The sequence below is a fragment of the Pseudomonas boreofloridensis genome, assembly GCF_030580795.1.
GTDB lineage: Bacteria > Pseudomonadota > Gammaproteobacteria > Pseudomonadales > Pseudomonadaceae > Aquipseudomonas > Aquipseudomonas boreofloridensis.
The window spans coordinates 42,198-68,644 of record NZ_JAUQOQ010000003.1 but is presented as its reverse complement, the minus strand read 5'-3'; the positions used below and the strand labels follow the sequence as shown (position 1 = coordinate 68,644).

Annotated in this window: 23 protein-coding genes; 19 read left to right on the top strand and 4 right to left on the bottom strand. The window is 62.9% G+C overall.

From position 1 onward, the window contains the following. The first annotated feature begins 100 nt into the window (after positions 1 to 100). From bkdR to Q6A47_RS04475, 3 genes are all read left to right on the top strand, one after another. Positions 101 to 586 (top strand): Bkd operon transcriptional regulator BkdR, encoded by a 486-nt coding sequence (gene bkdR, locus Q6A47_RS04485; RefSeq protein ID WP_039579003.1) that lies wholly within the window; start codon positions 101 to 103, stop codon positions 584 to 586. 207 nt (positions 587 to 793) lie between these two features. After that, on the top strand, positions 794 to 2,035 hold the full coding sequence (locus Q6A47_RS04480) for a glutamine synthetase family protein (protein WP_304483510.1): 1,242 nt from the start codon (positions 794 to 796) through the stop codon (positions 2,033 to 2,035). Between the two features lie 126 nt (positions 2,036 to 2,161). Next, positions 2,162 to 3,517: an MFS transporter gene (locus Q6A47_RS04475; protein WP_039579000.1), complete on the top strand. Its 1,356-nt coding sequence runs from the start codon at positions 2,162 to 2,164 to the stop codon at positions 3,515 to 3,517. Between the two features lie 62 nt (positions 3,518 to 3,579). Here the strand turns inward: Q6A47_RS04475 and Q6A47_RS04470 are convergent, their stop codons facing one another. The 4 genes from Q6A47_RS04470 to flgA all read right to left on the bottom strand — a co-directional run bounded on the left by Q6A47_RS04470 (position 3,580) and on the right by flgA (position 6,144). Next, positions 3,580 to 4,323 (bottom strand): flagellar brake protein, encoded by a 744-nt coding sequence (locus tag Q6A47_RS04470; protein WP_039578998.1) that lies wholly within the window; start codon positions 4,321 to 4,323, stop codon positions 3,580 to 3,582. Positions 4,324 to 4,403: 80 nt separating this feature from the next. Then, positions 4,404 to 4,871 (bottom strand): flagella synthesis protein FlgN, encoded by a 468-nt coding sequence (locus Q6A47_RS04465; RefSeq protein ID WP_304483253.1) that lies wholly within the window; start codon positions 4,869 to 4,871, stop codon positions 4,404 to 4,406. A 46-nt stretch (positions 4,872 to 4,917) separates the two neighbouring features. After that, positions 4,918 to 5,232: a flagellar biosynthesis anti-sigma factor FlgM gene (gene flgM / locus Q6A47_RS04460; protein WP_039578995.1), complete on the bottom strand. Its 315-nt coding sequence runs from the start codon at positions 5,230 to 5,232 to the stop codon at positions 4,918 to 4,920. Positions 5,233 to 5,391: 159 nt separating this feature from the next. Further along, positions 5,392 to 6,144 (bottom strand): flagellar basal body P-ring formation chaperone FlgA, encoded by a 753-nt coding sequence (flgA, locus tag Q6A47_RS04455; RefSeq protein ID WP_039578992.1) that lies wholly within the window; start codon positions 6,142 to 6,144, stop codon positions 5,392 to 5,394. 67 nt (positions 6,145 to 6,211) lie between these two features. On the opposite strand from flgA, the gene Q6A47_RS04450 reads away from it, so the two are divergent. The 16 genes from Q6A47_RS04450 to Q6A47_RS04375 all read left to right on the top strand — a co-directional run bounded on the left by Q6A47_RS04450 (position 6,212) and on the right by Q6A47_RS04375 (position 26,417). Next, positions 6,212 to 7,141, top strand: a complete 930-nt coding sequence (locus Q6A47_RS04450) for a chemotaxis protein CheV (RefSeq protein WP_029612440.1) — start codon at positions 6,212 to 6,214, stop codon at positions 7,139 to 7,141. A 51-nt stretch (positions 7,142 to 7,192) separates the two neighbouring features. Further along, positions 7,193 to 8,020, top strand: coding sequence for a protein-glutamate O-methyltransferase CheR (gene cheR, locus Q6A47_RS04445; protein WP_304483251.1), 828 nt, complete (start codon positions 7,193 to 7,195; stop codon positions 8,018 to 8,020). 253 nt (positions 8,021 to 8,273) lie between these two features. Beyond that, on the top strand, positions 8,274 to 8,681 hold the full coding sequence (gene flgB / locus Q6A47_RS04440; protein ID WP_029612438.1) for a flagellar basal body rod protein FlgB: 408 nt from the start codon (positions 8,274 to 8,276) through the stop codon (positions 8,679 to 8,681). A 2-nt stretch (positions 8,682 to 8,683) separates the two neighbouring features. Continuing rightward, the gene (gene flgC / locus Q6A47_RS04435) at positions 8,684 to 9,127 is read left to right on the top strand and encodes a flagellar basal body rod protein FlgC (protein WP_029612437.1); all 444 of its coding nucleotides are present in this window, start codon (positions 8,684 to 8,686) and stop codon (positions 9,125 to 9,127) included. Positions 9,128 to 9,143: 16 nt separating this feature from the next. Further along, positions 9,144 to 9,836 carry a flagellar hook assembly protein FlgD gene (gene flgD / locus Q6A47_RS04430; RefSeq protein WP_029612436.1) on the top strand — a complete coding sequence of 231 codons (693 nt, stop codon included), beginning with the start codon at positions 9,144 to 9,146 and terminating at the stop codon, positions 9,834 to 9,836. A gap of 30 nt (positions 9,837 to 9,866) precedes the next feature. Beyond that, the gene (gene flgE / locus Q6A47_RS04425; protein WP_039578988.1) at positions 9,867 to 11,225 is read left to right on the top strand and encodes a flagellar hook protein FlgE; all 1,359 of its coding nucleotides are present in this window, start codon (positions 9,867 to 9,869) and stop codon (positions 11,223 to 11,225) included. A gap of 72 nt (positions 11,226 to 11,297) precedes the next feature. Then, positions 11,298 to 11,483, top strand: a complete 186-nt coding sequence (locus Q6A47_RS04420) for a hypothetical protein (protein WP_039578985.1) — start codon at positions 11,298 to 11,300, stop codon at positions 11,481 to 11,483. Between the two features lie 213 nt (positions 11,484 to 11,696). Then, positions 11,697 to 12,437, top strand: coding sequence for a flagellar basal body rod protein FlgF (locus Q6A47_RS04415; RefSeq protein ID WP_039578983.1), 741 nt, complete (start codon positions 11,697 to 11,699; stop codon positions 12,435 to 12,437). A 48-nt stretch (positions 12,438 to 12,485) separates the two neighbouring features. Next, positions 12,486 to 13,271 carry a flagellar basal-body rod protein FlgG gene (flgG, locus tag Q6A47_RS04410; protein WP_029612435.1) on the top strand — a complete coding sequence of 262 codons (786 nt, stop codon included), beginning with the start codon at positions 12,486 to 12,488 and terminating at the stop codon, positions 13,269 to 13,271. Positions 13,272 to 13,331: 60 nt separating this feature from the next. Then, complete coding sequence (flgH, locus tag Q6A47_RS04405) at positions 13,332 to 14,027, top strand: flagellar basal body L-ring protein FlgH (protein ID WP_304483244.1); 696 nt, start codon at positions 13,332 to 13,334, stop codon at positions 14,025 to 14,027. A 12-nt stretch (positions 14,028 to 14,039) separates the two neighbouring features. Next, positions 14,040 to 15,149, top strand: a complete 1,110-nt coding sequence (locus tag Q6A47_RS04400; protein ID WP_039583238.1) for a flagellar basal body P-ring protein FlgI — start codon at positions 14,040 to 14,042, stop codon at positions 15,147 to 15,149. A gap of 11 nt (positions 15,150 to 15,160) precedes the next feature. After that, a complete protein-coding gene (gene flgJ, locus Q6A47_RS04395; RefSeq protein WP_039578981.1) occupies positions 15,161 to 16,357 on the top strand; it encodes a flagellar assembly peptidoglycan hydrolase FlgJ in 1,197 nt (398 codons plus the stop codon). 12 nt (positions 16,358 to 16,369) lie between these two features. Then, positions 16,370 to 18,415, top strand: coding sequence for a flagellar hook-associated protein FlgK (gene flgK / locus Q6A47_RS04390; RefSeq protein ID WP_304483243.1), 2,046 nt, complete (start codon positions 16,370 to 16,372; stop codon positions 18,413 to 18,415). Positions 18,416 to 18,429: 14 nt separating this feature from the next. Next, positions 18,430 to 19,998 carry a flagellar hook-associated protein 3 gene (locus tag Q6A47_RS04385; protein ID WP_116888667.1) on the top strand — a complete coding sequence of 523 codons (1,569 nt, stop codon included), beginning with the start codon at positions 18,430 to 18,432 and terminating at the stop codon, positions 19,996 to 19,998. Positions 19,999 to 20,071: 73 nt separating this feature from the next. Beyond that, a complete protein-coding gene (locus Q6A47_RS04380; protein ID WP_304483241.1) occupies positions 20,072 to 23,641 on the top strand; it encodes a glycosyltransferase in 3,570 nt (1,189 codons plus the stop codon). Between the two features lie 52 nt (positions 23,642 to 23,693). Beyond that, positions 23,694 to 26,417 carry a glycosyltransferase family 2 protein gene (locus Q6A47_RS04375; protein ID WP_304483240.1) on the top strand — a complete coding sequence of 908 codons (2,724 nt, stop codon included), beginning with the start codon at positions 23,694 to 23,696 and terminating at the stop codon, positions 26,415 to 26,417. Positions 26,418 to 26,447 lie beyond the last annotated feature (30 nt).

Genomic DNA, 26,447 nt, shown 5'->3' with positions numbered 1-26,447 from the left:
AGAGGCTGGCTCGGAGAATATTTCTCTCAAGTTGATTGCCTTTGCCGCAGGGCACAGATAAACATTCCGCACAACCACAAGAATCAGGTGAATTTGTCTCATGCGAAAACTCGATCGCACGGATATCGGCATTCTCAACAGCCTCCAGGAGAATGCACGGATCACCAACGCTGAGCTGGCGCGCTCGGTGAACCTGTCGCCGACCCCTTGCTTCAACCGCGTCAAGGCCATGGAGGAGCAGGGTGTGATCCGTCAGCAGGTGACATTGCTGTCGCCAGAGGTGCTGGGACTGGACGTCAATGTGTTCATCCATGTGAGCCTGGAGAAACAGGTGGAGCAATCGCTGCACCGTTTCGAGGAGGAAATCGCCGAGCGCCCGGAGGTGATGGAGTGCTACCTGATGACCGGCGATCCGGATTATCTGTTGCGTGTGCTGCTGCCCAGTATCCAGGCGCTGGAGCGCTTTCTCGACTACCTGACGCGCTTGCCGGGGGTGGCCAACATCCGTTCCAGCTTCGCCCTCAAACAGGTGCGTTACAAGACCGCCTTGCCGCTGCCGGCCAACGGCATGACCCTGCGGGAATAGGACGTCGCCGTCACCCTGTGTGGGGTGCTTGATATTTTAAACACCCCCGGCCTATGTTGTGCCTGTCGCCGCTCGCGGCCAGCCAAAACAACAAGGATCTCTGTGATGACGACCCAAGGCCTGCGCTCTGCTGCCGAGCGCCTGACCGGCATCGACGAAATCGAATGCGTCACGCCCGACCTGAACGGCGTACCACGAGGCAAGGTGATGACCGCCGAGGGTTTCCTCGAAGGGCGACGCTTGCAGATGGCGCGTGGCGTATTGCTGCAGTGCATCATGGGCGGCTACCCGCCGGCGAAGTTCTACGGCAGTGACGACGGTGATCTGGCACTGGTCGCCGACCCAAAACAGACCCACGTGCTGCCCTGGAGTGACCGCCCACGGGCGCTGGCGATTTGTGATGCGGTGGAGCTCGATGGCACACCCTCGCCGTTATCCACGCGCGGCCAGCTCAAGGCGGTCATCGCACGCTATGCCGCCCTCGGCCTGGCGCCGGTGGTGGCCACCGAGCTGGAGTTCTTCGTCTTCGCCGCCAATCCCGATCCGCACCAGCCGTTCGTGCCGCCCCTGGGCCTGGATGGGCGTCGCGAACTGGGCCACTCGGCCTTCAGCCTCAGCTCCAACAATGGCCTGCGGCCGTTCTTCGACGAGGTGTACCGTTGCATGGCGGCGCTGGGGCTGCCGCGCGATACTTTCATGCACGAGATGGGTGTCAGCCAGTTCGAGATCAACCTGCTGCACGGTGATGCCTTGTTGTTGGCCGACCAGACCTTCCTGTTCAAGCACCTGCTCAAGGAAGTGGCGCTCAGGCACGGGCTGAACGTGGTGTGCATGGCCAAGCCGCTGGCGTACACGCCGGGCAGCTCGATGCACATCCACCAGAGCCTGGTCGAAATCGCCACAGGTCGAAATGTCTTCAGTGATGAGCAGGGGCGGGCGACCGAGCGCTTCGATCACTTCATCGGCGGACTGCAGGCTTGCATGGCCGACTTCACCGCGCTGTTCGCACCCAACGTCAATTCCTACCAGCGGCTGTGTCACCCCTACGCCTCGCCGAACAACGCCTGCTGGTCGCAGGACAACCGCGCCGCCGGCCTGCGCATCCCGGCCAGCGCGCCGGTGGCCCGGCGCGTGGAAAACCGCCTGCCGGGGGCCGACTGCAACCCCTACCTGGCGCTCGCTGCCAGCTTGGCGGCTGGCCTTCACGGCCTGGAGCGCAGGCTGCAACCTGCACCGGCCGTGCAGGGCGAGTTCACCGTGCCCGAGCACCTGAGCCTGCCGTGCACCTTGCATGCCGGTCTCGAACGCCTGCGTCGCAGCGCACTGGCGCGGGAACTGTTCGGCGAGGTGTTCATCGAAGGATACGTCGCTACCAAGCTGCTGGAACTGAGCGATTTTCTCGACGAGATCACCCCCTGGGAGCGGCGGGTGCTGGCCGCGCAGGCCTGATCGAGACACGCTGTTCTGCGCCTGCGTCGCCGCTGGTTTTTTTTTCCGGCCAGCGGCCCATGAACGGTTCACAGACCTTATGCTGTCCAGCAGCACCATACCTGCCCAAGGAGCCCGCGGGGTCGCATGCGCCAGATCTGGAAGTCCTTTCGTTCGTTGTATTTCGCTGCGTTGATGATGCTGATCGGTTCCGGTCTGCTCAGTACCTACCTGGCCCTGCGCCTGGCCGCCGATCAAGTCGACAGCCTGTGGGTGGGTGCGCTGATGGCCGCCAACTATTTCGGCCTGGCATTGGGCGGCAAGGTCGGCCATCGGCTGATCGGCCGGGTCGGGCATATCCGGGCCTATGCCACCTGCGCCGGTATCGTCGGCGCGGCGGTGCTGGGACACGGCATGACCAACTACGTACCGGCCTGGATCGGCCTGCGGGTGATCGTTGGCCTGGGCATGATGTGCCAGTACATGGTCATCGAGAGCTGGCTCAACGAGCAGGCCGATGCCAAGCAGCGGGGTGCGGTGTTCAGCGGCTACATGATCGCTTCCTACCTGGGCCTGGTGCTGGGTCAGTTGATCCTGGTGGTACACCCGGCACTGGGTCCTGAGCTGCTGATGCTGGTGGCCATGTGCTTTGCCCTGTGCCTGGTGCCGGTGGCCATGACCCGTCGAATTCACCCTGCACCGTTGCGGCCTGCACCCATGGAGCCGAAGTTCTTCATCAAGCGGGTGCCGCAGTCGTTGAGCACGGTACTGGGCGCAGGATTGATCGTCGGTGCGTTCTACGGTCTGGCCCCGCTGTATGCAGCGCGCCAGGGGCTCAGCACCGAGCAGGTCGGTCTGTTCATGGGCTGCTGCATCTTCGCCGGTCTCGTGGTGCAGTGGCCGCTGGGCTGGTTGTCGGACCGCTATGACCGTGCGCTGCTGATTCGCAGCATTTCCATAGGACTGGCCGTGGCGTCGCTGCCGCTGGCGATTCTGCCCAGCGTGCCCTTGGAGGTGTTGTTCGCGATGGGCTTCATCGTGTCGCTGCTGCAGTTCTGCCTGTACCCGCTGGCCGTGGCGTTTTCCAACGACCATGTGGAAAGCGAGCGGCGGGTGTCGCTGACGGCGATGTTACTGGTGACCTACGGCGTCGGCGCGAGCATCGGGCCGCTGGTGGCGGGCGTGCTGATGAAGGTACTTGGCGCGCAGATGCTGTACGCCTTCTTCGTGTTCTTCGCCTTGGTACTGGTCTGGCGCATACGGCCCAAAGCGGTTACCGGTCTGCACCAGGTGCAGGACGCGCCGCTGGGTCACGTGGCGATGCCGGCGGCGGGCTCGCCTTTGTCGGCGGCGCTCGACCCGCGGGTGGACGAGCAGACGGTTCAGGATGTGATGCAGACGCCGGTGGCGGCCGAAGACACCGAGGTCACCGAAGGCGAGATCGAGCATCCGGCTTCGGTCGATCCCGCTGTTTCCCAGGCGCCCCTGGACAAGTCAGGTTGAAGCGCATGCAACGCAAAAGGGCCGCTTGAGCGGCCCTGGCAATCCCGGCTATCGGCGCGGAATCAATAATCGTCTTTGTCGAATCGCCGCGCTTCACGCTGCAACTGATAAACGAAACTCTCGACCTTGCGCTGGCCCTGGCCGCTGAGGTTGTGAAAGCGCAAGCCGGCAAAGGTGGTGTTGATGCGCTCTTCGAAGTGCAGGTGCCGTAGCTCCACCATCACATCGCTCAGGCCAAGCGGATTGGCAGCCTTGAAGCGTTCATAGACCTGACCCAGTTGCAGACGCTCCTCGACGTTGCCGTCGAAACGCAGCTTGCAACCGGTGGCGGATACGTCCAGCAGCTTGCCGCGCATGGCGCCGTTGCCTTTGAGGTGCGTGCCATCGAGGGTGATGTCGACCAGTTGCGACAGCTTCAGCGCAGCGCGGAAGGCGTTACGACGCTGGTGGTAGGTCATTTCCTGGGGAAGCGCGCCACGGTAGCAGCGGTGCCCATCGACTTCACCGAGGGTCAGCGACGTATCGCATTCCCAGGCGATACGTACGCCATCATGGAAACCCTCGACGCGGAAAGGCTCGCCGTTTTCGATGAATCGCTCGCCATCGCGGGGAATGAGCTCGTCCAGGGCCAATACGTCGGCATCCCGGTCCACATGAACCACGTAGCTCTGGAAGCGCTGGCTGCGCTCGGGGAAGCTGATGATCAGCGGATCGTGGCTGTCCATCAACTGGCGCAGGTTGGCCGCAATTTCCAGCGCGGTGGTGAGCACCTTCGGTGGCTGAGGTGCATCGGCTTCAGTGAACACGGATTATCGATCTCCAGGCAAAAACGGCACACGCAAGTTACGGCATTTTGCCAGTATGATCCGTGCCTTGAACAGGACTATTAAACCTGGCTGATCGCCCGAGGCTTGTCCATGGGGGAGGTGGTGCCACGGCTGTCATACAGTGACGGAGAGTCGCCACCCATGAGGATTCTGATCTGGTTGGCCGTGGCGTGCTGCTGCACCTGGATGACCCGACCGTTGGTCTCGTTGACCTTCTGGCAAGCGTCCATCAGGCCGGTCAGCACATCGAGCTGCTGGAGAATGAGCTCACCATTGACCGACTGCGCGGCAACGGCCTGCACACCTGCCCGGTCGGCACTCAGGCCCAGCCCGTTGAGCAGGTGATTGCGGCGCATGCCCTGCTGCTCGAGCAAGACGATCAGCGACTGCTTGCGGGCCAGGATGGTCTCCAGTACCTGCATGTCACGACCATGCAGGGCCACCGTCTCCTTTTGCAGGAGGTCGAGCAGTTCCTGGGTCGGCGCGATGTCATCTTCGATCAGTTGCAGCAGTGTGGTGTCGTGCATGGCTGGCTCTGGGCTCTGGCGTCCTGTAAGTCAGCGCACCCGGGGGTTAGCGCTGAGCTTCGAAATCAAGCAGTTTGGAGGCGACACGGCCGGCATCGACCTTGTAGCTGCCATCGGCGATCGCTTGCTTCAACTGCGCCACACGGGCGTTGTCGACGGCGGGCTGATCGCGCAGCTTGTCGCTGATCTGTTGCAACTTCTGGGCCTCTTGGCTGAGGTGTACCGCTTCTCCGCTGACGCTGGCCGGCTTGCTGGTATCGCTGCTGGCCGCGGCTTTTTCGCTGTTGCCGCTGGCGCTCGTGCTGCGCACGCCGCCCGCTACGGACGGGGAGTTATTCAAACGACTGAAGTCGATGACCATGATCAGAAACCTCTGGGTAAATAGGACGCTTGCCTTTGTTTCGGCTAACCCGGAGCAAACTTTAGGCATAAAAGTTTTGCCGTCCGTCAGTACAGGCGCGCATCCCGATTTCTGACCCAGTTTAGGAAAGGCGGTTCCTTGCCGCCAGTCCCCCACCCGTTACATAGGCACCTCGACCTGGCCCGGTCCGATCACCGTGGCCTTGACCACCCGCTTGGAATTGAGGTTGCGCACGCGGATCTGTTCGGTCAGGCCGCCTTTGGCCAGCGCCTCCCCCGGCATTCTCACGCTCAGGCCGCCGCTGCGGGCGGTGATCACCACCTGGTCGCCCTTGCGAATCACTTCGGCCTGCTCCAACTGCTGCAAGGTGAGCACCTGGTCCATTACGGTGGGGCGCAACAGCTTCATGCCCACGGCTTGATCGAGGTCGCTGATGAACCCTTGGCCCAGGCTGCTGACGTCGCGCTCGCGCAGGGTCACATCGCCTTCGCCGATCACGCTTTCGCGCTTGAGCGGGCGGGTCATGACCACCACGTCGCGCAGCAGCTTGACCTGCGCCGGCACGAACACGGTCCACGGCGCTTCGCCGTCACAGCGTACCCGCACCGTCACTCGCCCCAGTGGCTGCGCCGGACTTTCCAGCGAGGCGTCCAGCGACTGGCTGCACAGCGGCATGCGCAGGCGCGGGTCGAGGTTGTTGACCTGGATGTCATAACGCCCAGGGGTCTGCGTGCGGCTCAGATAATCTTCGACGGTGAACTCAAGAAACCCTTGGGTGACACCGATAAGCTGTTCAGGCAAGGTAAACGAATCCGCCAGCGTGCGAGCGCCGGACGCGAACAGGCAAGCGGTGGCCAGAAAAAGGGCCACGAGGCGTGTCGGTCGTCGGAAAAATGTCGTTTTCGTGTACATGGGCTCAAAAAAGCAAAGCCCGTGCCGACTTGTTGTCTAGCAAGCAGAAAAACATAAGGAGTCTGGCATGGCTGGCGTTATGGATTCGGTCAACCAGCGCACACAGCTGGTTGGACAGAATCGCCTGGAGCTGCTGTTGTTCCGTCTCAATGGCGATCAACTCTACGGCATCAACGTGTTCAAGGTGCGGGAGGTGCTGCAGTGCCCGGACCTGACCCTGTTGCCCAAGTCACATGCGGTGGTGCGTGGCGTGGCGAACATTCGCGGGGCGACCATTCCCATTCTCGACCTGTCGATGGCCACCGGTCTGCCGGGCCTGAAGGAAGAGACGCGCAACAGTTTCGTGATCATCACCGAATACAACACCAAGACCCAGGGCTTCCTGGTGCACTCGGTCGAGCGCATCGTCAACATGAACTGGGAAGAGATCCATCCGCCACCCAAGGGCACCGGCCGCGATCACTACCTCACGGCGGTCACCCGTGTGGACAATCGCATGGTCGAGATCATCGACGTGGAGAAGGTGCTGGCCGAAGTGGCGCCGTCGTCGGAGTCGGTGTCGGCCGGCGTGGTGGATGCCGACGTGCAGGACAAGGCCGTGTTGCTGCGGGTGCTGACGGTCGATGACTCTTCGGTGGCACGCAAGCAGGTCAGCCGTTGTCTGCAGACGGTGGGCGTGGAAGTGGTGGCGCTCAACGATGGCCGTCAGGCGCTCGACTACCTGCGCAAGCTGGTCGACGAGGGCAAGCGTCCCGAAGAAGAATTCCTGATGATGATTTCCGACATTGAAATGCCGGAGATGGACGGCTATACCCTCACTGCCGAGATTCGCAGCGATCCACGCATGCAAAAGCTGCACATCCTCCTGCATACTTCGCTGTCGGGCGTGTTCAACCAGGCGATGGTCAAGAAAGTCGGTGCCGACGACTTCCTGGCCAAGTTCAGGCCGGATGACCTGGCCCACCGCGTGGTCGACCGGATCAAGGCGACGCACTGAAACTGTCGGGGGTTCGCCCCCGGCGCAAGCGATTGAAAAGAGGCGGCAGCATTGTCTACGGGTAATTTGGATTTCGAACAGTTCAGGGTCTTCCTGGAGAAAGCCTGTGGCATCCTGCTGGGCGAAAATAAGCAGTATCTGGTGTCCAGCCGTCTCAACAAGTTGATGGAGCAGCAGGGCATCAAGAGCCTCGGCGAGCTGGTGCAGCGCATTCAGACCCAGCCACGCAGCGGTCTGCGCGAGCAGGTCGTCGATGCCATGACCACCAACGAAACCCTGTGGTTTCGCGACACCTATCCGTTCGAGGTGCTCAAGAGCCGGGTCATCCCGGAGTTCATTCGTGCCAATCCGGGGCAGCGCCTGCGCATCTGGTCGGCGGCGTGTTCGTCGGGGCAGGAGCCGTATTCGCTGTCGATGGCCATTGACGAATTCGAGCGCAGCAATCTTGGCCAGTTGAAGATGGGCGCGCAGATCGTTGCCACCGATCTCTCCGGCGCCATGCTCAACAACTGCAAAACCGGCGAGTACGACAGCCTGGCCATCGCCCGTGGCCTGTCCCAGGAACGCCTGCAGCGCTACTTCGACCCGAAAGGCCCGGGCCGCTGGGCGGTCAAGCCGTCGATTCGCAGTCGCGTCGAGTTCCGCTCGTTCAACCTGCTCGACAGCTACGCGTCGCTGGGCAAGTTCGACATCGTGTTCTGCCGCAACGTGTTGATCTACTTCTCCGCCCAGGTGAAGAAAGACATCCTCATGCGCATTCACGCCACCCTCAAGCCCGGCGGTTACCTGTTCCTTGGCGCCTCCGAAGCGCTGAACGGCTTGCCGGATCATTACCAGATGGTCCAGTGCAGCCCGGGGATCATCTACCAGGCCAAGTAATGAAAAAGCCGGTGTCGAAAGACGCCGGCTTTTTCGTTCTGCGCGATCACGTCAATTTTTTGGATTGCCGCCGTTGCCGCTGCGCTTTTGCCGCTTCGCCGCCATGAAGCGGAAACCCCTTGCCGCTTTTCTGGCAGGCCAAACCCCTCGCTAAAGGTTCAATGCCCGGCATTGCTGGGCTTCAGCATGTTGGCACAGCCCTTGCTATATCTTGGCCAACGCAACGCTGGTCAACCTTCGAAGGTTCCCCGACATGAGCATCAGCTTCGACAACGCCCTCGGCATCCACGAAAAGGCATTGGGTCTGCGCGCCCAGCGCGCCGAGGTGCTGGCCAACAACATCGCCAACGCCGACACCCCCGGCTACAAGGCTCGCGACCTGGACTTCGCCTCGGTACTGGCCGGTGAGTCCGGCAAGCGCACCGAAGAGCGGGTGTCGTTGCAGCGCACCAACAGCCGACACATCGAGGCCGAAGGCATGGCGCTGGCCGACGACACGCTCAAGTACCGCACGCCGATGCAGCCGTCGATCGACCAGAACACCGTCGATGCCCATATGGAACAGTCGAACTACACGCAGAACGCCATCGACTTCCAGGCCAGCTTCACCTTGCTCAACAGTAAATTCAAAGGGCTGGTATCGGCCCTGCGCGGAGAGTGACCATGTCCCTTGCCAGTGTCTTCAATATCGCCGGTAGCGGCATGAGTGCGCAGAACACGCGCCTGAACACCGTCGCTTCCAACATCGCCAACGCCGAGACCGTGTCCTCGAGCATCGACCAGACCTACCGTGCCCGCCACCCGGTGTTCGCCACCACCTTCGAGCAGGCGCAGAACGGCGGCAGCCAGTCGCTGTTCGAGGATCAGGGGCAGGCCGGCCAGGGCGTGCAGGTCAAGGGCATCATCGAGGACCAGAGCAATCTGGAGGCTCGCTACGAGCCCAACCACCCGGCGGCGAACAAGGACGGCTACGTCTACTACCCCAACGTCAACGTGGTCGAGGAGATGGCTGACATGATCTCCGCCAGCCGTGCGTTCCAGACCAACGCCGAGCTGATGAACACCGCCAAGACCATGATGCAGAAGGTCCTGACCCTGGGTCAGTGATCACGGAGTGTAAGACATGGCCACGAACCTCAATGAAGTCCTCGCCAATTCGGGCGTGAGCACCACTGGCAACACCAAGAAGAACACCACCGAGTCGACCGACAAGAACGCGCTCGGCAAAGATGCCTTCCTGCAGTTGCTGGTCACCCAGATGCAGCACCAGAACCCCCTCGACCCGCAGGACAACAGCGAGTTCGTCTCGCAGTTGGCGCAGTTCAGCAGCCTGGAGGGCATCCAGACCCTCAACCAGTCGGTCAACGGCATCACCAACGCAATGGGTTCCTCTCAGGCCCTGCAGGCGTCCTCGCTGGTCGGTCGCTCGGTGATCGTGCAGAACGACAAGGCCATGATCGACCCGAGCAAGAGCCTCAATGGCCAGGTGGTGGTGCCGCAGAACATCGACAACGGCAAGATCACCATCAAGGACAAGGATGGCAACGTGGTCAAGACCATCGACCTCGGCGCGCAGAACAAGGGCAATGCCGACTTCATCTGGGATGGCACCAACGACAAGGGCGAGAAGGTCGCTGCCGGCAATTACAGCTTCAGCGCCACCACCACCGTCGATGGCAAGGCCCAGCAGATGTACACCCTGCTGCCGGCCACGGTCACCAGCGTCACTGTCGCCGGTGCGGGCGGCGAGATGATGCTCAACCTCGCCGGCATCGGCAAGGTCGGCATCTCCAAAGTACAAACCATCGGAATCTAAGGCCGGTCTGTTCGGCAGAAGGAGCACTACATGTCTTTCAATATCGGCCTTAGCGGTCTCTACGCAGCCAACAAGCAACTGGACGTCACCGGCAACAACATCGCCAACGTCAACACCACCGGCTTCAAGTCGTCGCGCGCCGAGTTCGCCGACGTCTATGCTGGCGCCAACCGCCTGGGCGTGGGCAAGAACCAGATCGGCAATGGCGTGCGCCTGGCTGCCGTCTCGCAGCAGTTCACCCAGGGTGACGTGAACAACACCGGCAACGTGCTGGACATGGGCATCCAGGGCCAGGGCTACTTCGTGCTCTCGGACAACGGCTCGCTCAGCTATACCCGTGCCGGTGCGTTCCGCACCGACAAGAACAGCAATGTGGTCACCTCCGACGGCTTGAACCTGCAAGGCTACGCCGCCGACAGCACCGGCAAGATCCAGAAGGGCATCCTCACCAATCTGAAGATCGACACCTCGGCACTGGCGCCCAAGGCGACCACCCTGATCGATCAGGGCATCAACCTGAACTCCTCCGCCGACACCATTCCCCTGGAAGTGTCCAACGGCGCTACGCCGCCGGTGATGGTGCCGAACAAGCCGTTCGACCCGGCCGACCAGACCACCTACACCAAATCGTTCCCGACCAAGGTCTACGACAACCAGGGCAACGAACACACGATGGAGCAGTTCTATCGCAAGACCGGCACCAACGAGTGGACCATGTACACCTTGGTCGATGGTCGCAACCCGCTCGATCCAACCAGTGCCGCGCCGCTGACCGGTACCATGGACTTCAATGCCGACGGCAGCATCAAGGCCATGGCCACCGACAACACCAGCGTGCCTGCCGCGAACTGGAGCGTGACCAACAACACCTTCAGCCTCAAGGGCTGGATCCCGGCGTCCAAGGACGCCTCCGGTAACTGGGCGAGCAACGGTTCAAGCGGCAACACCGACGGCATGCGCCTGTCGATGAACAGCACCACCTCGTACAACACCGAGACCGCGCGCATGTCGCAGAGCCAGGACGGTTACGCCACCGGCATCCTGTCGAGCCTGTCGATCGACTCCTCGGGGGTGATGTTCGCCAGCTTCAGCAACCAGCAGTCGCGTGCAATCGGCCAAGTGGCCATCGCCAGCTTCGCCAACGACCAGGGTCTGCAGCAGATCGGCGGTACCCGCTGGAAGGAAACCTTCGCTTCCGGCATTCCGGGTGTCGATGCGCCGAAGACCGGCACCCTGGGTTCGGTGGAGTCCAACTCTCTGGAAGCCTCGAACGTCAACCTGACACAGGAACTGGTCGAGCTGGTCAAGGCGCAGAGCAACTACCAGGCCAACGCCAAGACCATCTCCACCGAAAGCACCATCATGCAGACCATCATCCAGATGACCTGATGGTCGTCGGTCGAGCGTAGTGATCCGAGCCCCTTTGCCTTGAAGGGGCTCGTCGTTTGTGCAGGAGTGATCATGAGGAAAGTCGCAGTCGCGCTGCTTGCCGGGCTGTGCCTGCTGCAGGCCCAGGCCGGTACCGCGCCCTGGTGGCGCTGGGAGAGTCAGGTGGACGGACGTCTGGTGTGCTCGCAGTGGTCGCCAGGGGAGGGCTGGAAGCGCTTCGCCGGGCCCTATGACAATGGCGGATGCCGTGACCGCTGAGGGCGGCTTCGCGGCTCTCGAACTTTTGGCACCCACTTGCCACCGGCGGCAAAGCCGCGCCGGATAACCGACATCCAGCCGCTTCACCGATCCCTGGAAAGCCCGTAATCACGGGCTTTTTAGCGCATTACGGAAAGTTGGTTCGGAACTTGCTTTACAGCCTGCACAGCAACGGTGAGCGGCAATCGATCGCCAGTGCAGCGGAGGATGACTGTGGACAAGATGCTTTACGTCGCCATGACCGGCGCCGCCCAGAACGCGGTGGCGCAGAAGGCGCATGCCAACAACCTGGCGAACGTTTCCACCAACGGTTTTCAGCGCGACCTGGAACAGGCGCGTTCGATGCCCGTGTTTGGCGACAGCTTTCCGGCGCGCGCCTTCGCCATGAGCGAGCGGCCCGCCACCGACTTCAGTGCAGGCCCGTTGATCGAAACCGGTCGTGACCTGGACGTGGCGGTCAGCGGCAACGGTTTCATGGCCGTGCAGGCGCCGGACGGCAGCGAAGCTTACGTGCGCACCGGTAGCCTGAACATCGACGCGCTCGGTGTGCTGCGTGCCGGCAATGGCATGGCGGTGATGGGCAACGGCGGACCGATCGCCATTCCGCCTGAGCAGAAAGTCGAAGTGGGTGACGACGGCACCATCAGCATTCGCGCCATGGGTGAAGATCCGCGGGTCATGGCCGAAGTGGACCGCATCAAGCTGGTCAACCCGGACATCAAGGCCATGCATAAAGGCCTGGATGGATTGATCCACACCAACAGCGGCCAGCCGGCCGATGCCGATGCCAACGTGCGCGTGGTCTCGGGTTTCCTTCAGGGCAGCAACGTCAATGCCGTGGAAGAAATGACCTCGGTGCTGGCGCTGTCCCGTCAGTTCGAACTGCACGTCAAGATGATGAAGGCCGCCGAAGAAGGCGACCAAGCCATGGCTCGGGTCTTGCAACTCGGCTAATTACCTTTGAACGGGTGCCGTAAAACAGGCGCACGAGGAGAACACTGAATGCTTCCGGCTCTTTGGGTCGCTAAAACCGGCCTCTCCGCACAGGACACCAACCTGTCGGTCATCTCCAACAACCTGGCCAACGTCTCGACCACTGGCTTCAAGCGCGACCGTGCCGAGTTCCAGGACCTGCTGTACCAGACCAAGCGTCAGCCTGGCGCCCAGTCGACCCAGGACAGCGAGCTGCCGTCGGGTCTGCAGGTCGGTACCGGTGTGCGCGTCGTCGGCACCCAGAAGAACTTCCAGACCGGCAGCTTGCAGACCACCGAGAACCCGCTGGACCTGGCCGTCAACGGCCGGGGGTTCTTCCAGGTCCTGCAGCCTGATGGCACCGTTTCCTATACCCGTGACGGCACCTTCCACCTCAATTCGGACGGCCAGATCGTCACCGCCAACGGTTTCGCCCTGGAGCCCGCCATCGTCGTGCCGCCGGAGGCGCAGACCTTCACCGTCGGCCAGGACGGCACCGTGTCGATCACTGTGCCCGGCAACCCGGCCGCGCAGATCATCGGCAACATCCAGACCGCCGACTTCATCAACCCGGCCGGCCTGCAGGCGATCGGCAGCAACCTGTTCTTCGAGACCGCCGCCAGCGGCGCGCCGCAGGTGGGCACCCCGGGCCTGAACGGGCTGGGTACCACGCTGCAGCAGACCTTGGAGAACTCCAACGTCAGCACCGTGGAAGAACTGGTGAACATGATCACCACCCAGCGTGCCTACGAGATGAACTCCAAGGTCATCTCCACCGCCGACCAGATGCTGTCGTTCGTCACCCAGAAACTCTGAGCCCTGGCTCTAGCGACCCGGCTGCCGTGGCAGCGCCCGTTACACCGTGAGGTAAGCGTCATGAATCGTCTGTTGTCCGTCGTCGCCCTGGGTGGTGCCGTGTTGCTGGCCGGCTGCGTCGCACCGTCGGCCAAGCCCAACGACCCGTACTATGCGCCCGTGCTGCCACGCACCCCGCTGCCGTCGGCGGCCAACAACGGTTCGATCTACCAGGCCGGGTTCGAACAGAACATGTATGGCGACCGCAAGGCGTTCCGGGTCGGTGACATCATCACCATCACCCTCAACGAGCGCACCTCGGCGAGCAAGAACGCCGGTTCGCAGTTGCAGAAGAACAGCAAGGCCAACCTCGGTCTGACCTCGTTGTTCGGCACCACCCCGAACGCCAACAACCCGTTCGGCGGTGGCGACCTGTCGCTCAATGCCGGCTACAACGGCGATCGCACCACCAAGGGCGCCAGCCAGGCCAGCCAGGGCAACACCCTGACCGGCTCGGTCACCGTGACCGTGGCCGAGGTGCTGCCCAACGGCATCATCGCCGTGCGCGGCGAGAAGTGGATGACCCTGAATACCGGTGAAGAGCTGGTGCGCATCGCCGGGCTGGTGCGTGCCGACGACATCGCCACCGACAACACCGTGCCGTCCACCCGTGTGGCCGACGCGCGCATCACCTATTCGGGCACCGGCTCCTTCGCCGACGCCAGCCAGCCCGGGTGGCTGGACCGCTTCTTCATGAGCCCGCTTTGGCCCTTCTGAGTACGGATGACCATGTTCAACGCCAGGCAGTTGATTGCCGCGACCTTGCTCCTGACCTTCGCCGTCGCCGCCCAGGCCGAACGGCTGAAGGACATCGCCAGCATTTCCGGCGTGCGCGCCAACCAGCTGATCGGCTACGGGCTGGTGGTGGGGCTCAACGGCACCGGTGACCAGACCACCCAGACGCCGTTCACCCTGCAGACCTTCAACAACATGCTCTCGCAGTTCGGCATCAAGGTACCGCCGGGGTCGGGCAACGTGCAGCTCAAGAACGTCGCGGCGGTGTCGGTGCATGCCGACCTGCCGGCGTTCGCCAAGCCGGGGCAGGTGATCGACATCACCGTGTCCTCGATCGGTAACTCCAAGAGCCTGCGTGGCGGCAGCCTGCTGATGACGCCACTCAAGGGGATCGACGGCAACGTCTATGCCATCGCCCAGGGCAACCTAGTGGTCGGTGGCTTCGACGCCGAAGGTCGCGACGGCTCCAAGATCACCGTCAACGTGCCGTCGGCCGGGCGCATTCCTGGCGGCGCCTCGGTCGAGCGCGCGGTGCCGAGCGGCTTCAACCAAGGCAATACCTTGACGTTGAACCTCAACCGCCCCGACTTCACCACGGCCAAGCGCATCGTCGACAAGGTCAACGAGCTGCTCGGCCCGGGCGTGGCCCAGGCATTGGACGGCGGATCGGTACGCGTCAGCGCGCCGATGGACCCCAGCCAGCGCGTGGACTACCTGTCGATCCTGGAGAACCTGGAGATCGATCCCGGCCAGGCCGTGGCCAAGGTCATCATCAACTCGCGTACCGGCACCATCGTGATCGGCCAGAACGTGAAAGTCTCGCCCGCCGCCGTCACCCACGGCAGCCTGACCGTGACCATCACCGAAGACCCGATCGTCAGCCAGCCAGGGCCGCTGTCCAACGGCCAGACCGCCGTGGTGCCGCGCTCGCGGGTCAATGCGCAGCAGGAAGCCAAGCCGATGTTCAAGTTCGGCCCGGGCACCACGCTGGACGAGATCGTCCGTGCGGTGAACCAGGTCGGCGCAGCGCCGGGTGACCTGATGGCGATCCTCGAAGCCCTGAAACAGGCCGGTGCCTTGCAAGCCGACCTGATCGTGATCTGAGGAGCCTGGCGATGACCCCCAAGAGCCTGGTCTCCGGCAGCGCCGACAGCGGCGCCTACACCGACCTCAATCGCCTGAGTTCGCTCAAGCACGGCGACCGCGACAGCGAGGGCAACATCCGCAAGGTGGCCCAGGAGTTCGAATCGCTGTTCATCGGCGAGATGCTCAAGGCCTCGCGCAAGGCGGGCGATGTCATGGCGGCCGACGACCCGATGAACACCGAGACGGTCAAGCAGTACCGCGACATGTACGACCAGCAGTTGTCCGTGAGCATGTCCCGCGAGGGCGGCGGTATCGGTCTGCAGGACGTGCTGGTGCGCCAGTTGTCGAAGAACAAGGCCGCGCGTCCCAACACCAGTCCGTTCCCGCGCGTGGACGGTAATGCGCCGGCGCTGTGGGGCACCAAGGTGGTCGCCGCGCCGCAGGCGATGGAGTCCACGGCGACCCGCAACGACGTGGCGGCGCTCAATGCGCGGCGCCTGTCGCTGCCCGGCAAACTCACCGATCGCCTGTTGGCCGGCATCGTGCCGTCGGCGAGCGCGCCTGCGGCGGCTGGCAACGCAGCGGCACTGCCGCAACGCGGCGACATTCCCCCCGGCGGCGTGGCCACTGGCGACTGGGAACCGGCGCAAGCGTTCGCCGCGCCCGGGCGCGACCTGCAGATCCTCGGCCGCGCCGTGGCCCAGCCACCGCTGGCGCCGAAGAAAGCGTTCGCCGACAGCGACGCTTTCGTCGCCACCATGCTGCCGATGGCCGAGCAGGCCGCCAAGCGCATCGGCATCGATCCGCGCTATCTGGTGGCCCAGGCGGCCCTGGAAACCGGCTGGGGCAAGTCGGTCATGCGCAACCCCGACGGCAGCAGCAGTCACAACCTGTTCGGCATCAAGGCCACCGGCAACTGGCAGGGCGGCGAGGCGCGGGCGATCACCAGCGAGTTTCGTGACGGCCAGTTCGTCAAGGAGACGGCGGCGTTCCGCTCCTACGCGTCGTACCAGGACAGCTTCCACGACCTGGTCAGCCTGTTACAGAACAATTCGCGCTATCAAGCTGCGGTGAACGCAGCCGATAAACCGGAACAGTTCGTGCGAGAGCTGCAGAAGGCGGGGTATGCCACCGACCCCAACTACGCCAGCAAGATCTCGCAGATCGCACGACAAATGAAGTCGGACACGAGCTACGCAATGCTCGGGACCACCACGCAACTTTAAGGGCAGCGAAACATGGCGAGCTTGATCAACATTGGCATGTCCGGGCTGGGCGCCGCGCAATCGGGGTTGCATACCCTGGGTAACAACATCGCCAACGCCGATGTGGACAGCTACTCTCGCCAGCAGATCGTGCAGAAGACCAAGGGCTCGCAGCAGACCGGCACGGTCTTCATGGGCAGCGGCACGACCCTGGCCGACGTGCGCCGGGTGTACAACGCCTTCCTCGAGAACCAGCTGCGCACCACCACCTCGTTGTCCAGCGACGCCACCTCGTACCTCAAGCAGATCGCTCCGCTCGATACGGCGCTGTCGAGTGCCGACACCGGCATCACCGCAGCGCTGAAGGGCTTCTTCAACGCCATGCAGGACGCGGCGGCCAAGCCCAACGAGGACGCCTCGCGGCAATTGCTCCTGACCGGCGCGCAGACCTTGGCCAAGCGCTTCAACAGCCTGTCCTCGCAGCTCAACCAACAGAACACCAACCTCAACGCCAACATGGCGTCGATGGCCGACCAGGTGAACAAGCTCACCACCACCATCGCCCAGTTCAACGAGCAGATTTCCCGTGTCTCGGCGATCCAGGGCCAGCCCAACGACCTGCTCGATCAGCGCGACGGTGCGGTGCGCGAACTGAACAAGCTGGTCGGCACCCAGGTGGTCGAGCGCGAAGGCAACTACGACATCTACTTGCCCAACGGCCAGGCGCTGGTGCTCGGCAAGACCACCCAGGCCCTGGAAGTGGCGCCGGGGCGCGACGATCCCACGCGCATGAGCCTGGTCATCAACCGTGGCAGCACCAAGATGGACATCACCGCGTCCACCACCGGCGGTGAGCTCGGCGGCCTGCTGCGTTACCGCAAGGAAACCCTGGACCCGGCACTCAACGAGCTGGGCCGCGTGGCGCTGGTGATCTCCGACGCGATCAACAGCCAACTGGGGCAGGGCATCGACAAGAACGGCGAGTTCGGCGCGCTGCTGTTCGGCGACATCAACAGCGCCAAGGCCGTCAGCGAGCGCAGCATCGCCCGACAAGGCAACAGCGCCGGTTCCGGCAACCTCGATGTGACCATCAAGGACAGCGGCAAGCTCGGCACCAGCGATTACCAGGTGACCTTCACCAGCGCCACCGGCTACAACGTGCGCAAGCTGCCCGATGGCACCGACATGGGCAATTTCGACCTCACCGACAACCCGCCCAAGGTGATCGAAGGTTTCAGCCTGTCGCTCAACGGCGGCGCGGTGTCCGCCGGTGACAGTTTCAAGATCACCCCGACGCGCAATGCCGCTGCCGGTATCCAGGCGGTGCTGACCGACCCCAAGCGCCTGGCCATGTCCTCGCCACTGAGTGTGGTCAACGGCGCGGGCAACCAGGGCACCGGATTGGTCAACCAGCCGACCCTGACCTCCAAGCTGGACATCTACAACGCCACCGACCGCGCGCAGTTGCAGACGGGCCTGAAGTACTCCACGCCGGTCAAACTGGTGTTCGGCGACGATTCCGCCTCGCCTCAGGGCTATACCCTGTACGACGCCAAGGGCAATTCGATCGGCACCGGCACCATCATCCCCGGCCAGAGCAACAAGCTGCAGCTTTCGGTGCCGATGGTCGACGGCTCCGGCAACCCGATCATGGACGGCGCCACCCAGCGTAATTTCACCTTCGAGATGGACGTGGCGGGTGCGCCGAAGAGCGGTGACAACTTCACGGTATCGCTGACCGCCGGCGGTTCCTCCGACAACCGCAACGCCCAGTCGATTCTCGACCTGCAAACCAAGGCCACGGTGGACGTCGGCGCTGACGGCCGTGGTATCAGCATGACCGACGCCTACGCCAAGCTGGTGTCCAACGTCGGCGGCAAGGCCAGCCAGGCGAGCATGGACATGGATGCCACCGACGCGTTGCAGAAGTCGGCACTGGAAGGGCGCGACAGCGTCTCGGGCGTGTCGATCGATGAAGAGACCGGCAACCTGGTCAAGTTCCAGCAGTACTACACCGCGTCCTCGCAGATCATCAAGGCGGCCCAGGCCACCTTCGCCACCTTGATCAACAGTCTTTGAAGGAGACGTAGACCGTGCGCATTTCCACTTCGCAGTTCTACAACACCAGCAGCACCAACAACCAGCGCAGCTTCGGCAACCTGGTCAAGACCCAGCAGGAAGCCACCGATCTGGTCCGCGTGCGTACCGCCGCCGACGATCCGGTGGGCGCCTCGCGGCTGCTGCAACTCGATCAGCAGAAGAACATGCTGGACCAGTACAAGACCAACACCACCAACGTGCGCAACGCGCTGGGCACGGCAGAGAGCACGCTCAACGGCATCAGCAACATCCTGCAGCGTGTCAACGAACTGGCGGTCAGTTCCGGCAACGCCGGCTTCACCGACGACGACCGCAAGGCCAATGCCGCCGAGCTGAAATCGCTGGAGGAGCAATTGTTCTCCCTGATGAACAGCCGTGACGAGAACGGCAAGTACCTGTTCTCCGGCTCCAAGGGCGACACCCCACCGTATGCCCGCAACGCTGACGGCACCTACAGCTATCAGGGCGACCAGAGCCAGCTCAAGCTGCAGGTCGGTGACATGCTCAGCCTGGCGACCAACGAGACGGGTTACGACGCCTTCGAACAGGCGCTCAACACCAGCCGCAGCCAGACCCGCCTGACCTCGCCGGCGGTGGACGACGGACGCGTGAGCCTGTCGGACGGGCAAGTGTCCGGCAGCGCCACCTACAACGATCGCTTCCGCGGCGGCGAGCCGTACAACATCGAGTTTCTCAGCAGCACCCAGTACCGCATCCTCGACGCCGGTGGCAACGATGTCACGCTCGAAGCCTCTCAGGGCGGCAAGTTCGACCCCAAGAGCGACAACCCTTCGATCTCTTTCCGCGGAGTGGACCTGCGTCTGGGCATCAGCCTCAAGCCGGGCGACCAGGCCAACCCGGATGCAGCCATCGCAGGGCACACCTTCAGCCTGAGCTCCAAGGCCGACTCCATCGCTGGCACGCGCAGCCCCGGCAACAGCTCTTCGGCGCAGGTGACCGGCGCTACCATCAGCAACCAGGGCCAGTACAACGCCTCGTTCCCGGGCGGCGGTGCGGTCTTGAAGTTCACCAGCGCCACCGACTTCGAGCTGTACGCCGCACCGATGAGCGACAATAGCCGCCCGATCTCCAGCGGAACGCTGTCAGGTTCAACGGCGACCGCCTCGGGCGTGAGCTTCCAACTATCGGGCACCCCCAGTGCCGGTGACGCGTTCGGCATCAAGGTCGATACCCATCAGACCCAGAACGTACTCGACACCATCGGCCAGTTGCGCGCGGCCCTGAGCTCCCCTGTAGACAGTGATCCGACGGCCAAGCGCAACTTCCAGGCCGCCCTGGATTCGGCGATCGGCAATGTCCGCAGCGCGTCCGATCAGGTCGCCTCGTCCATCAGCAGCATCGGTGGCCGCGGTGCGGCGCTGGACGTGCAGTCCGAGACCAACGAGGCGCTGACCACCGAGAACGCCAAGACCCAGAGCTCGATCCGCGACAGCGACCCGGCATCGGTGATGATGCGCCTGCAGATGCAGACCAACATGTATCAGGCTTCGCTGCAGTCCTACGCCAAGATCGCCAGTTTGTCGTTGGTCAATTACATCTGATCCCTCCTGCGTCATCGTCCGTGCGCTCGCGCTCGTGAGCGCGGCGCGCGGGCCTTTCACAAGGTTCCGCGCTGTGACCCCATCCGCCCTCGTCAGCATCGTTATCCCTGCCTACCGCGCAGACTTCTTCCGCGCAACGTTGCTCAGTGCTATCGAGCAGGACTACCCGAACCTGGAGGTGCTGGTATGCGATGACAGCACGGACGGCGCCATCGAGCATATCGTCGAGCAGGTGGTGGCGCAGTCGGGTGTAGCGGTGCGCTACATGCGAAACGCTGGCACCCTAGGCTTCGCGCGCAATCTGCTGGCATGCCTGAGCGAAGCGCGCGGTGAGCTGATCAAGTTCCTGTGCGACGATGATCGTCTGTTCCCCGATTGCATAAGCCAACAGGCTGCATTGATGCAGGCGCATGCCGGCGTGAGTATGACCATTTGCCAGCGCATGCTGTGCGATGCCGACGACGCCTTGCTGCCCTCACGCATGCTCAATGCGGTTCTCTGCCCGGACGACGCGCTGATCAATGGCGGGGATCTGCTGGAGGCCCTGGAAACCTACGCGCCGAACCTGTTCGGTGGGCTCAGCCATGCCCTGATGCGTACGACCCTGGTGCAGACGTACTTGCCAGCACTGGTGGAGGAGGGTGGCTTCGTCGCGAGGTTGGATCTGGCGCTTTACATCTGTCTGATGCGCCGAGGCGACCTGGGTCATCTCAAGCGGTATTTAAGCCTTGAGCGTCTGCATCCTGGACGCTTGAGTCACCAGACCCGGTTGGTCATGGCCTTCGACGGCGAAACCGATTGGATCAAAGCCATGCTGGCGGCACGTACCAGCGAACCTGCACCTGCCACTGGTTGGGTGCGCTATTTGCCACTGGACGAGTACAGCGCGTCGCCGGACGCGACGTGGCGCGAGTACGAGCTGAATCGGCTGTATGGCGCGCAGCAGGCGCGTCAGCAGCAGCAGGTGGGCACCGACTGCCTGTCCTTCGACGAGGTCTATGAGCAGTGGCTGGAATGTCGGGCGCTGTCCACTGCGCAGCTAGCCGCATTGCCCAAGCGCTTCGAGCAATGGCCCATACGCCCGCGCATCGTATCGGTCATCTGGGCTCAGAACGGTGAAGAGCACGCTGTTCGAACGACGCTGACGAGTCTCAAGGCGCAGTCGTATGAATCGGCTGGTTGCTGGGTGCTGGCACCTGAGACCCTGGCATTGCCCGAGGACGGCTCGATCGAGCGGGTGCGCAATGACGGCGACGGCTTCGCGGCGTTGCAGGCTCGGCTGGATGCCACCGACGAATTCGACTGGGTACTGTTGCTGAGAGCCGGCGATCGCCTTGTGCCCCATGCATTGGCCATCATGGCCGAGCGGATGGCACTGGGCGGGCGTCTGTGTCTGTATCCCGACGAGGGTGGGCACGATACCTTGCGTGCGCACACGCCTATCCTCAAACCCGATTTCAACTTAGATCTGATGCGCAGTCTGCCCTACGTGGGCCGCGTGCTAGCGTTCGATTGTCAGGCATTGCGTACAGCAGGCGGTTTCGATACCACCTTCGGCCCCCTGGCGGCTCATGACCTGATCTGGCGTCTGGCCGAGCAACAAGGTCTGCAGGTGGTCGAGCATATCGATCAGTTGCTGGTGCACTGCCAGTGGGATATCGACCGCTGGTTGCGCGATCCGGACTGCGTCGCGCAGGCGCCGAAGGTCGTGGCTGCCCATCTGGCGCGATTGGGCGTGGACGCCCAGGTCATCGGGCATCAGGAACTGGCCTTGTGTCGTGTGGACTATCGTCATCACTCGCCAGCTCTGGTTTCGATTCTGGTCGATGTGGGACAGGATCTGGCAGCGGCGATGCGCTGTGTCGAATCCGTGTTCGAGCACACGCTCTACACCTCCTTCGAGGTGTTGCTGGTGGCGCCTGATGACCTCCCAGACGAGCTGCATCAGTGGTGTAGGGCGATGGCCGCATTGGGCAGCGCTCAGTTGCGGGTGGTGGACGTCGGAGCCGGCGAGCGTGTGCAGCGTTTCAATCAGGCCAGTCATGCAGCTTCAGGCCAATACCTGCTGATGCTCGACAGTGCTTGCGTGGCCTTCGACGCTCATTGGTTGAGCGAGATGATGGCTCAGGCACAACGTCCTGAGGTCGGCGTGGTGGGTCCCAAGTTGTGCACCCGCGAAGGCAACGTTTTCGGGGCAGGCCTGGTATTGGGGTTGCACGGTGGTGTGAGTAGCCCGTTCGTCGGTGTGTCCGCACAGAGCAGCGGTTATCTGCATCGGCTGCAGGCGGCTCAGAACTGGAGCGCGCTGCCGCTCGATGGCATGCTGATACGCCGAGAGCTGTTCGAGACGCTCGAGGGTTTCGATCACCAGGCATTGCACGCTGGCTTGCACGACGCCGACCTCTGTTTGCGCGCTCGCGAGCGCGGCTACCTGTGCGTCTGGACGCCCTATGCGCTGTTGGTGCGCCTGGGCAGCGCACACGATGTGCCGCCTGACAGTCGACGCAAGGCGCTGGATCTGGACACATTCCATAGCCGCTGGTTAGCCACGGTGGCTCGTGATCCGGCCTACAATTGCAATCTCAGCCTGAAGATGGCCAGTTTCAACCTCGATCCCGGACAGCGACGCGGTTGGGACCCCTTCATCGCTCGCGTGCTGCCGTCGGTGTTGGGGCTGCCAATCAACACCTCTGCAGTAGGTCACTACCGTGTCGCTCAACCTTTCCATGAATTGGAAAAGGCCGGATGGATCCAAGGTCGCCTGGACTACAGCACGCCGGAAATGATCGAAATCGAGCGTGAACAGCCCGATGTCATCATCCTGCAATGCCGCTACACCACCACGTCGCTCGACGAAATGAAGCGCATCAAGCGTTTGTCGAATGCGCGGCGAATCTATGAGATCGATGACTACATCATCGATGTACCGAAGAAGAACGCCCATGCGCGCAACATGCCCAGCAATATGCGCGAGTTGGTTAGCGAAGGCATTGGCCTATGCGATCGGCTGGTGGTTTCTACCCAACCTTTGGCCGACGCTCTCTCGGGCATGCACCACGACATCCGCGTAGTGCCGAACATGCTTGCCGCTCACCTGTGGGCCGACAGGCACAGCGAGCGCCAGACCACTCTGCGCCCACGCGTGGGATGGGCTGGCGGCACCAGCCATCGGGGCGACCTTGAGCTGCTGCTCGACGTCATTCGCACCCTGGCCGAAGAGGTCGACTGGGTGTTCTTCGGCATGTGTCCAGATGTGCTGCGGCCTTATGTCAAAGAGTTTCACAAAGGTGTGCCGTTGGCGGTGTATCCGCAGAAACTTGCCAGTCTCAACCTCGATCTGGCCTTGGCCCCGCTTGAGCAGAACCTGTTCAACGACTGCAAGAGCAATCTAAGGCTGCTCGAGTACGGCGCTTGCGGTTTCCCGGTGATCTGCACACAGACCAAAGCCTACGAAGGCTACCTGCCTTGTACGCGAGTGAGGGACAACACGTCAGCGCAGTGGCTGGAAGCTATCCGCATGCACCTGGCCGATCCGCAAGCGAGCTACCGACAGGGCGATGCCTTGCGTGAAGCAGTACTGCGAGACTACCTGCTCAGGCCTCACCATCTGCAGCAGTGGGCCAACGCCTGGCTGGCAGACTGAATGTCCGGCGCCGGTTCATCCGGTGCCTCCACACACTACTCATAGGTGCCCTATGGCTGAAAATGCAACCGCCTCACGCGATCAGGTGACAGTCATCCTGCTCGGGCACGAGCAGCCCGCTCACCGCGCTCGCGCCCTGCATTACTACCAACGCGCTGGAGTCGCCTGCGTGGCACTGGAGTACCTGCATGGCCAGAACACGCCAGCGGTGCTGAGTGAGCGACTGATCCAGGCGTTGAGCCAGCTCGAAAGTCCTTACGTCATGCTTGCGCTTGACGCTGATTTCGTGCGCCCCCAGGCACTGGACCGCGCAGTCCAGGTCTTGGCCCAGACCCCCCAGTTCTTGGGCGCCCAGGGTTACGCTCTGGCGTATCGGCTGGGTAATGCCAAAGCCTTCTATCACAAGGTGGGTGCTGTAATGCACCCACCGCAAGGCGAGGGCGGCCGCGGGCGGTTGCACCAGTATGCGCTAGCTGGTCAGTCGGCCTGGCGGGCGGTGTTGCGGATCGACGCACTCACCCGGGTATTGGCGGACTTGCCTGCAGAGCTGGATTTCGCCGGTTGGCAGGTGGCATTGTCCTACGCCCTGCTGACTCAGGGTTTCATTGCGTCGGTGCAGCAAACCGATGTGATCTGCGAACTGGCCACCTGTGGGTTGACGCCGGTGGCACGGGATCAGCAATTGGCACATACCGTGCGTGTGCTGCGTCAGTGGGATAGCGCAGGCCCCGCACTGTGCATTGATGAAGCCGGCTTCAAGGTGCTCAATCACTTGGTGCGAAGTACCTACGATCACGCCGATGCGCCGCTGTTGTTCACGTCGCCGTGGGTATCGGTAATCGGCGAACCACAGCGGGTTTTCGAGCCTCGCCAGTACGTGGAACTGCCCTACTACGACCCAATTCTGTTCGCGGATTTGACGGAGGTGGAGTTCCTCTGCCACGCCTGGCCGACAGGTCAGGCCCACCGCGAAGCACTCGAGGGTACCTGGGTGCGCCAGCGCGAGTTGCTGATCGAACATCCGAACGACACTCGCGAAAGCTTGCAGCAACGCTACTGGAAAGCGCTGGCGCTCGGTCTGTTCAATCTACAGGTCTGCCGTCATCTGGTTCCCACCTTGACCGGCGTAGAAGATGAGCAGCGGGCGCTGGAACTGGGTGAATGGCTCGAGCGCCTGCAGCAGATACCGGGCTTGCAGGCGCTGGACTGGCTCGCAGACACCCGCTCCGGGCAGGTGATCGGCGCGTTGGCCGAATCGCTTCCGGAGGAGAGTGTGCGCCGGCGCGCGCTGGCTGAAATCGCCAAGCGTCCGGGCGTGCTGCTGACCTTCGTCGTCCTCGATCTGCACAACGACGATCTGGCGCTGCAAGCCAGCTTCGACAGCCTTCTTGCAAGTGGCCTGCGGCAGTTCAAGCTGGTGGTGCTCAAGAATGGCAAGCCACCGGCGATCACAACGTCACGTGACACCCTGCATTTCGTCCAGGTGAACGATGACAACTGGATCAATCATCTCAATCAGCTGTTGCGCCAGCTTGCCAGCGAGTGGCTGATGCTTCTGGATGCCGGTGACGAGTTGGTGGTCGGCGGTCTGTTACGTCTTCATCAGGAGTTAGCGCAGGCGCCTGGGTGTCTGGCGGTGTGTGCCAACGAGGTACAGCGTGACGACCAAGGGCGCCTGCACCCGGTCGTGCGTCCAGGCAGCGACCTGACTGTCTTGCGCAGTCAGCCCGGTTTGATGTCGCGACACTGGTGCGTTCGTCGTCAGGCGGTATTGGATGCGGGAGGGTACAGTGAAAGCCTGAGTGCAGCGTTCGAGTTCGACCTGCTGCTGCGTCTGGTCGAGCAACACGGTCAAGGTTGCCTGGCTCATATGGATCAGTACTTGGTCGTGGGGTCGGTTTCTAGGCCGAGCCTTCAGGCCGAGGCCGCCACACGCCTCAAACGCCATCTCACCGACTTGGGCTATCGGGGCGAGGTGCATGATCGGGGCGAAGCGGGCCTGACTTTGGACTACCGGCATTCAGCCACGCCACTGGTGAGCATACTGGTCGCGGCGCAGGGCGATCCGCAACAGTTGATGGGCTGCTTGAACAGCATCTTGCAACGGACCCGCTACCCCCGTTACGAGGTATTGGTGGCCTCGTCCTCCGCGCATGCCGATGCGCTGTCCGCCGGCCTGGCATCGCTGGGCAGTCGTGTGCGTCTGGTGACCACCCAGACCAGTGAGCTTTCCGAGTTGTTGAATAGTGCTGCCGAACACGCCCAAGGTGAGCACTTGCTGCTGCTGGCAGAGTACTGCGAGGTGATTTCACCCGCGTGGATCGAAGCGTTGCTCAATGAAGGGCTGCGCCCGGAGGTCGGGGTCGTTGGCGCCTGCCTGCTGTCGCGCGAGCTGAATCTGGTGCACGCCGGCTTCGACCTATTGCAAGGGCCGCAGGTGCATGCGCCGTGGTCGGGGCTGGCACTCGCCGACTGCGCCGAGGCACGCTGGCCAGACACGGTACGAGGCTGTGCAGCGGTCTCTGCCGACTGCATGCTGATACGCCGCGATTTGTTCGATCATTGCGGTGGTTTGAAGGCCGCAGGGGGCTTCGACGTAGCGCTGTGCCTGGAGGCTGCGCAACATGGGTTGCTGGTGGTCTGGACACCGGTCGCCCAACTGTTCGATGACGCGCCGTTGATGCCCGACGAGGGCGCTTGCGCAGCGCTTCAGGCGGGCTACCCCCAGGCATTCGTTGGCAGTTGGCCCAGTGACGCGCTGAAGCCGATTCTCTGACAGCCCGGCGACCGTTGGTAGCGCTCGTCT